This is a genomic window from Caulobacter sp. (genome assembly GCF_035254145.1).
Lineage (GTDB): Bacteria > Pseudomonadota > Alphaproteobacteria > Caulobacterales > Caulobacteraceae > Caulobacter.
Window position 1 is genome coordinate 1 of sequence record NZ_DATFAV010000040.1, and the last position, 7,355, is coordinate 7,355.

The following is a 7,355-nucleotide window of genomic DNA, read 5'->3' on the forward strand; positions in this document are numbered from 1 at the left end:
GTGAAACCCCTCTCCCGACCGCTTCGCGGCCACCCTCTCCCTCTGGGAGAGGGGCGATTAGCGGATCCCTCTTCCATAGGGAGAGGGAGGGGCCCGCCGCCGGAGGCGGTGGGAGGGAGAGGGGTTTCACCCTTGGGCGGAAAACCCCCATTCCTTTCGTTGAACGTCGCCCGATCCAAAGGGCATGCTCCCGCCATGGACGCCACCGCCAACGCCCGCCGCCTGCGCCAATCCCAGACCCTGGCCGAGAAGGCGCTCTGGGGCCTGGTTCGGGCCCACCGCCTGGGAGGCTTCAAGTTCAAGCGGCAGGTCCCGATCGGCGGCTACTTCGCCGACTTCGTCTGCGAGCAGGCCAGGCTGGTCGTCGAGCTGGACGGGGCCGCGCATGAGGGGCGGGAGGACTATGACGAGCGCCGCACCGAGGCGCTGGGGCTGTTCGGTTACGCCGTGCTGAGGTTCCGCAACGAGCGGGTCCTGGCCGATCCCGGCGGGACGGCGGACGACATTCTGGCGGCGCTGCGGCGCTGTAGGGCGTGAGGCCAGGGTGAAACCCCTCTCCCGACCGCTTCGCGGCCACCCTCTCCCTCTGGGAGAGGGATTCGGGTACCCTGCCGCCATGACCGACGCCCCGCCCCCAGAAGCCCCACTAGGGGAGACCCCGATGCAGCGCGCTCTGCGCCTTAAGCAGGCGGCGCTGGAGGCGCGGCCCAAGCCGCCGCGGGGCGGGAAGTTTCAGCGACAGCAGGCCTCCCGCGTCGCGGCGGGCGACAGCAAACCGTGGATGACCAAGTAATGGCCGGACTCAAGGACAAGCGCGGCTTCATCGACAAGGACCGCCTGGACCTCTCCGAGCGCCAGGCCGTCGAGTACTGGATGAAGCGCTGGGGCGTCACCCGCGACCAGATCACCGCCGCCCACCGCAAGGTCGGCCGCATGACCAAGGACATCGCCGCCGAGCTCGGCAAGAAGCGCTGAGCCGGGGCTAAAAGCCTCCCCCTAGCGGGGGAGGTGTCGGCCCGAAGGGACGACGGAGGGGGAAGAGGCCAAGACAACTTCCCCCTCCGGCCCTTCGGGCCACCTCCCCCGCTAGGGGGAGGATCTTGTGAGCCGCCCACAGCGCCATGCGGGACTCATGCTAAGGCTCGCCTCATGCCCGACCGCGCCACGCCGAATCTTCCGTCCAGCGACTTCGACGCGACCGAGAGCTTCTATGCGGCCCTCGGCTTCGAGCGGGCCTCGCGCGACCCGGGCTGGATGGTCCTGGAGCGCGGCAGGCTCACGCTGGAATTCTTTCCGTTCCCGGGCCTGAAGCCGGCGACCAGCAACTTCGCCTGCTGCCTGCGCCTGGACGATCTCGAAGGCTTCTACGCGGTCTGTCAGGCGGCGGGGATCGAGGAGAAGATCGAGGGCTTCCCCCGCCTCCACCCGCCGGGCGACAAGAAGCTCATGGCCGCCCTGATCGACCCGGACGGCACCTTGCTCAGGCTGATCCGGAACTGAGCGTCAGACGCGCGGACGGCAGCATCGGGAAGGTCACGATCGACACCTCCCAGAGCTCCACGCGGCTCAGCACCCGCAGGCGGCCCTGCGTGCGCGCCTTCACCTGGCGAAAGCCGATGGAAAGACCGTCCAGGGCCCCGGCCTCGACCAAGGCCGCGACCAGGCGCCCGCGCGGCGTTGCGCGCAGAATACGCCCGCGCACGAACAGGCCCTTGGCGTCCTCGACAGCCTCGTCCCAGACGCCGACCGGCTCGGCCTCGTCGTGCTGGTGCAGCATCTTGACGGGAACCCCGGCGGCCAGGCTCTCGGCGAAGGCGCCGGCGGCGGTGACGTCGTCGTTCAAGTCGCGGGTCCAGAACAGCGAGGCGTAGCCTTCGATCTTCAGATCCTCGCTCATTGGCCGCGCTCCAGCTTGGCCTCGATGCGCTCCAGCGACTGGCGCGTCGCGGTGGCCTGCTCCTCCAGCCGCGCCAGGCGCTCGGCGACAGGGGCCTGGGCGTCGACGCGGCGCTGCATGTCGTCGATCCGGGCCGAGGCGCGACCCGCCCACATCAGGGCGGCGGCGGCCTGCAGGAAGACGGTGATGACCAGGCCGAGGGAAACCTGCCGGTCGAACCGCCAGCGCGTGGGTGTGGTCATGGGAATCTCCAAATCCTCCCCCCAGCGGGGGAGGTGTCCGCGAAGCGGGCGGAGGGGGAAGAAACCGGACAGCCCGAACTTCCCCCTCCGGCCTTCGGCCGCCTCCCCCGCTTGGGGAGGATCTAGTGCTCCAGACCCGCCAGTCGGCGTCGCTCGGCGTCGGTCAGGAAGCTGGCGGCCTGCAGCCGGCTCCACAGGGCGTCGCGCTCGGCCGACAGGGCCGGCACGGCGTCGAGGTCGGGAGCGATCCGCGCGCCGGGGAACTTGGCGGAGAGCCAGCCGGTCAGCGCCCGCGCCGCCCGCTCGGCCAGCGGGACCACCGTCCCACGCCAGAAGGCGGCGTTGGCCTCGCGATAGTTGGCGTAGGTGTTGTCGCCGGGAATGCCGAGCAATTGCGGCGGGACCCCGAACGCCAGGGCGATCTCCCGCGCGGCGGCGTGCTTGCCCTCGGTGAAGTCCATCTCGGCCGGCGTCAGCGACATGGCCCGCCAGTCGAGGCCGCCTTCCAGCAGCAGCGGCCGGCCGGCGTTGGCCGTCCCCGAGTGCGCGCTGGCCAGCTCGGTCTTCAGCCGATCGAACTGCTCGTCGGTCAGACGATCGCCGGCGTCCTTGGACGAATAGACCAGCGCCCCGGAAGGCCGGGCCGAATTGTCCAGCAGCGCCTTGTTCCAGGCGCTGGAGGCGTTGTGGACGTCGATCGCGAAGGCGGCCGCCTCGATCGGCGAAAAGCCGTAGTGGTCGCTGGTCGGATTGAACAGCTTCAGGTGCAGCACCGGCAGCCAGCCGTCGCCGTCACGCCCGATCCGCACCGTGCGCCCGGCGGCCTGGTAGTCGTAGGCCAGCGGCCAGCCGCGGGGTCCGGGGACCAGCGTCATCCGGTCGGGCCGCAGGGCGTAGAGTTCGCCAACGGACCTATTCTCCCGAGCATCCCCGGCGGCCTCCAGATAGGCGTTGCCGGCCGTCTGCAGGCTCCCGAAGAACGCCTCCATCAGGTCCGGCCCGCCCTGCTCGGGATTGGGCCGGTCGAGCAGACTTTTCAGCGGGTGATCATCGGCCCGGCGGCCGTCGACGAACACGGCCAGCGGCGTGGCGGCGGCGGCCTCGGCGATCATCCGCACGCAGCGATAGGCGACGGGGTTCTTGGCGAACCCCTCGGCGGCCAGGGCCGCGTAGTCCCGCGGCGTCCATTGCGGCCGCCCGCCCGTGGTCAGGGCGATCAGCCGCGCGGCGCGGGAGTCCTTGCGCTCGGGAGGGCGCGGTTTGGAGAAGAGCATGGGGATCGCTCCGGGGTTCGGAATTGAGAACAAATAGGGAACAATGTAGGGTTGCGAGAAAGGCGCGGCGCACCATCCTCCCCCTGACGGGGGAGGTGTCGGCCCGTAGGGACGACGGAGGGGGAAGTGTCGGGGCCAGGACAACTTCCCCCTCCGGCGCTTCGCGCCACCTCCCCCGCTAGGGGGAGGATTTGCGCTATAGCGCCCGCAGCCTCGGTGTCGCCTTTCCGCCCAGCATCAACTCGCTCACCGCCCAGACCAAGGCGTCGGCCCTGTCCGGGCTGTGGTCCAAGTCGCCGGAGCCCAGCGCCATCAGCTCCTCCTCCAGCGCGACGAACGAACCGCAGTGCAGCACCCGGCCCTGCTCGTACAGCGCGGCGATCGGCTCGGCCCTCGCCCGTTTGCCCACCGAGGCCCGGACCAGTTTCACCCGGCACGGCGGGTCGGCCTGGGCCAGGACGGAGCGGACCATGTCGCCCCCCTGGTTGGCCTCGGCCACCAGGGCGTCGGCGGTCCAGGTTCGGGCGGCGGCCACCGCCTTCGCGGCCCAGCCGGCGGGAGACAGGCCCCGCGCGGTCTCGTCGGCCAGGACAAAGGCGCGGTCGTCGCGGCGGCCCACCACCACGATCCCGCAGGCGTCGCCGCTGGCCGTGGCGGGTGGGTCCACCGCCACCACGACGCGGTCGAACCGGGCCGGCCGCGCGGCGCGGCATCGCGCCAGGTCCTCGGCGCGGAACAGGCCGCCGTCGGTCTCGACGATCACCCCGTCCAGCTCCTGGGCGGCCAGGCGCGTGCCGCCATAGAGACCCTCCAGCGTCCGCAGGAAGGCGGGCGCCAGATTGGCGGCGTTGGCCGAGGTCCCGGCCCGCGTCATCGAGACACCCGGCTCGGCCATCAGCGCCTTCAGGGCGCGGATCGGCCGGGGCGTCGAGGTCACGACCAGGCGCGGATCGGTCCCCAGGCGCAGGCCGAAACGCAGCATGGCCAGGGTGTCGCCTGGGCTGCGCCAGGCGCAGAACTCGTCGGCCCAGGCGGCGTGGAACTGCGGCCCGCGCAGGCTGTCGGGATCCTCGGCCGAGAAGGCGTGGGCCACCGCGCCGTTCGGCCAGACCAGGCGCCGACGCGAGGCTTCCCAGCGAGGGCTAAACACCGGCCCGCCCATCGCCTTCAGGCCAGACGGGCCCTCGATCATCACCTCGCGCACGTCGTGCAAGGTGGGGCCAACCAGGGCCAGGTTCGGATAGGCCAAGGCGTTCCAGGTGATCCAGCGGGCCCCGGCGAAGGTCTTGCCGGCGCCGCGCCCGCCCAGCATCAGCCAGGTCGACCAGGCCTCGAAGGGCGGCGCGATCTGGTGCCTGAGCGGATCGGACAAGGCGGCGCTAAGTAGGCGCTGCTGGTCCGGATGCTCCAGAACCGCCGTCGCCCTCGCCAGCGCCTTGATCATCTCGACGCTTGAGTTCGAGCAGCTCAGCGAAGCGAGTGAAGCGGGCGACAAGAGCGGCTTGAAGCTCTTCGGGATCGTCCGGGATGTCGTCATGCATGGAAGCCTCGTCGTCATTGGCCGCCTCGTCGGCGGCGGGCTTGGCTTTGAGTTCTGGGACCATCGTCGCCACCGCCTTGGCCGATCGGGCGAAGACGCCGCAAGCGCGGGCGTCCTTCTCGATCTGGGCTTTCTCGGCGGGGTCGTCGGTGGCTTCGAAGGCGGCGATAAGCTTGTCCATCTTCGCCGCGATGCGGCCCTGCAGCGTCTCGCTCCAGGTCCGGATCTGTTCGCTTCTTCCGGCCATGACACAAAGGTACGGCGCCAGCGGGCGCGGATCATTCGAGAGGCCGTAAAAGTGAGAAGCGGTTGAATTCGCCGCGTTCTGGTTCGCGAACTCCGGGGATACGGGGGGCTCAATCCCCGTGGTCGCCCCAAATCCTCCCCCCAGCGAGGGAGGTGTCGGCGCGCGGAAACGACGGAGGGGGGGAAGAGGCGGCTCAACAGTCCCTCCCCCTCCGGCCCTTTCGGGCCACCTCCGCCGCTGCGGGGAGGATTTTCGGCCCCACGCCAGCCTCGCGCGCATGGACTTGTAATGTTAGCGCTCCCATCTATAGCGACCACAACGACAACACTTGCAGGACGACCAACGTGCATCTGACGGGCGAGCTTCTGATCGGCGGCGAAAGCCGCAAGGGAACGAACGGCGAGATCAAGGGGGTCAATCCCGCGACCGGCGAGACCCTGGAGCCCGCGTTCGGCGGCGCGACCAAGGCCGACGTCGATGCCGCCGCGGCCCTGGCGCACGAGGCCTTCGCCAGCTATCGCGCCCTCTCCTACGAGACCCGCGCCACCTTCCTGGAAGCCATCGCCGAGCATATCGAGGCGATCGGCGACGACCTGATCGTGCGCACCATGGCCGAGACCGGCCTGCCCCGCCCGCGCCTGGAAGGCGAGCGCGGCCGCACGGTCGGCCAGTTGCGCCTGTTCGCCAGCGTGCTGCGCGACGGCGGCTTCCTGGAGGCCCGCATCGACCCGGCCTTGCCGGACCGCAAGCCGCTGCCGCGTCCGGACCTGCGCCTGCGCAACGTGCCGCTGGGCCCGGTGGCGGTGTTCGGGGCGTCAAACTTCCCGCTGGCCTTCTCGGTGGCCGGCGGCGACACCGCCTCGGCCCTGGCGGCCGGCTGCCCGGTGATCGTCAAGGCCCACCCGGCCCATCCGGGCGCCTCGGAGCTGGTCGGCCGCGCCATCCAGGCCGCCGTCGCCTCGGTCGGCCTGCATCCGGGGGTGTTCTCGATGATCCACGACAGCGGCTACGAGGTCAGCCAGGCCCTGGTCGCCGATCCGCGCGTCAAGGCCGCCGGCTTCACCGGCTCGCGCCGCGGGGGCCTGGCTCTGCTGGCCATCGCCCAGGGCCGCCCCGAGCCGATCCCGTTCTACGCCGAGATGAGCAGCATCAATCCGGTCATCATGCTGCCCGCCGCCCTGAAGGCGCGCGGCGCGGCGATCGCCCCGGACTTCGTGGCCGCCATGATCCTGGGCGCGGGCCAGTTCTGCACCAATCCCGGCCTGATCCTGGCGATCGACGGGCCCGAACTCGACGCCTTCGTCGAGGCCGCCGGCAAGGTGGTCGAGGCCTCGCCGGCCGCCGTCATGCTGACGCCCGGCATCTGCCAGGCCTTCAGCCACGGCGTCCAGGCGCTGGTCGCCGCGCCGGAAGTCACCACCGTGGCGCGCGGCCTGACCGGCCAGGGGCACACCGGCCAGGCGGCGCTGTTCAGCGTCTCGGGCGCGGCCTTCCTGGCCAATCCGCACCTGCACGAGGAGGTGTTCGGGGCGGCCTCGATCATGGTGCGCTGCGCCGACCAGGCCGAGCTCGAGAAGGTGATCGCCACCGTCGAAGGCCAGCTGACCATCGCCATCCACATGGACGAGGCCGACCACACCCTGGCCGGCGCCCTGCTGCCGACCCTGGAGCTGAAGGCCGGCCGGATCCTGGTCAACGGCTTCGGCACCGGCGTCGAGGTGGCCCACGCCATGGTCCACGGCGGCCCGTTTCCGGCCACCAGCGACGGCCGCACGACCTCGGTCGGCACGCTGGCCATCGCCCGGTTCCTGCGCCCAGTCAGCTACCAGAACCTGCCGGAGGCGCTGCTGCCGGCGGAGCTGAAAACCGACAACCCGCTGGGCATCGCCCGTCGGGTGGATGGCAAGATGAAGCTAGCCTAGTCGCGCGCCAGCGCCTGCGGCGCCACAACGAGCCCCGTCGCTGCCCGCGGCGGGGCTCATTCGTTTTCGTCGCCCGGCCGCAGCTCGAGCAGGCGGCCGTCCGGCAGGGCGCGGACGATCCAGATCATCTGGCGGCGCTCGAAGCCGATGCGATAGCTGCGCCGGACAACGCCGTCCGCCAGCGCCCGATCGCTGAGCAGTTCCACCGATTGGACCGGTCCCACCGCGACCAG

The 7,355-nt window shown here is 71.0% G+C and carries 9 protein-coding genes and 1 pseudogene; 6 read left to right on the forward strand and 4 right to left on the reverse strand.

The annotated features are described in order from the left end of the window. Nucleotides 1-195: 195 nt before the first annotated feature. The 4 genes from VJ655_RS01970 (at nucleotide 196) to VJ655_RS01985 (ending at nucleotide 1,500) form a co-directional block, all read left to right on the forward strand. Nucleotides 196-537: an endonuclease domain-containing protein gene (locus tag VJ655_RS01970; RefSeq protein ID WP_324097709.1), complete on the forward strand. Its 342-nt coding sequence runs from the start codon at nucleotides 196-198 to the stop codon at nucleotides 535-537. 79 nt (nucleotides 538-616) lie between these two features. Further along, nucleotides 617-793 (forward strand): hypothetical protein, encoded by a 177-nt coding sequence (locus tag VJ655_RS01975; protein WP_324097711.1) that lies wholly within the window; start codon nucleotides 617-619, stop codon nucleotides 791-793. Continuing rightward, nucleotides 793-975, forward strand: coding sequence for a DUF3606 domain-containing protein (locus tag VJ655_RS01980; protein ID WP_047413801.1), 183 nt, complete (start codon nucleotides 793-795; stop codon nucleotides 973-975). Before VJ655_RS01975 ends, VJ655_RS01980 begins: the two co-directional genes overlap by 1 nt. Before the next feature lie 174 nt (nucleotides 976-1,149). Further along, entirely contained in the window at nucleotides 1,150-1,500 is a 351-nt protein-coding gene (locus VJ655_RS01985; RefSeq protein ID WP_324097716.1) for a bleomycin resistance protein, read from the forward strand. On the opposite strand, the gene VJ655_RS01990 is transcribed toward VJ655_RS01985, so the two are convergent. The 4 genes and pseudogenes from VJ655_RS01990 to VJ655_RS02015 all read right to left on the reverse strand — a co-directional run bounded on the left by VJ655_RS01990 (nucleotide 1,481) and on the right by VJ655_RS02015 (nucleotide 4,950). Further along, a complete protein-coding gene (locus VJ655_RS01990) occupies nucleotides 1,481-1,897 on the reverse strand; it encodes an HK97 family phage prohead protease (protein ID WP_324097719.1) in 417 nt (138 codons plus the stop codon). The genes VJ655_RS01985 and VJ655_RS01990 overlap by 20 nt on opposite strands. Then, nucleotides 1,894-2,139, reverse strand: a complete 246-nt coding sequence (locus VJ655_RS01995) for a hypothetical protein (RefSeq protein WP_324097721.1) — start codon at nucleotides 2,137-2,139, stop codon at nucleotides 1,894-1,896. The genes VJ655_RS01990 and VJ655_RS01995 overlap by 4 nt, the downstream gene beginning before the upstream one ends. A 122-nt stretch (nucleotides 2,140-2,261) precedes the next feature. Continuing rightward, nucleotides 2,262-3,489, reverse strand: a pseudogene (locus tag VJ655_RS02005) (phage portal protein). A gap of 120 nt (nucleotides 3,490-3,609) precedes the next feature. Beyond that, entirely contained in the window at nucleotides 3,610-4,950 is a 1,341-nt protein-coding gene (locus VJ655_RS02015; RefSeq protein ID WP_414646919.1) for a DNA-packaging protein, read from the reverse strand. On the opposite strand from VJ655_RS02015, the gene VJ655_RS21015 reads away from it, so the two are divergent. Both VJ655_RS21015 and VJ655_RS02020 read left to right on the forward strand, forming a co-directional pair. Then, nucleotides 4,850-5,266: a hypothetical protein gene (locus tag VJ655_RS21015; protein ID WP_414646921.1), complete on the forward strand. Its 417-nt coding sequence runs from the start codon at nucleotides 4,850-4,852 to the stop codon at nucleotides 5,264-5,266. The two genes, VJ655_RS02015 and VJ655_RS21015, sit on opposite strands and share 101 nt — an antisense overlap. 236 nt (nucleotides 5,267-5,502) lie before the next feature. Further along, entirely contained in the window at nucleotides 5,503-7,122 is a 1,620-nt protein-coding gene (locus tag VJ655_RS02020; protein WP_414646920.1) for an aldehyde dehydrogenase (NADP(+)), read from the forward strand. Nucleotides 7,123-7,355 lie beyond the last annotated feature (233 nt).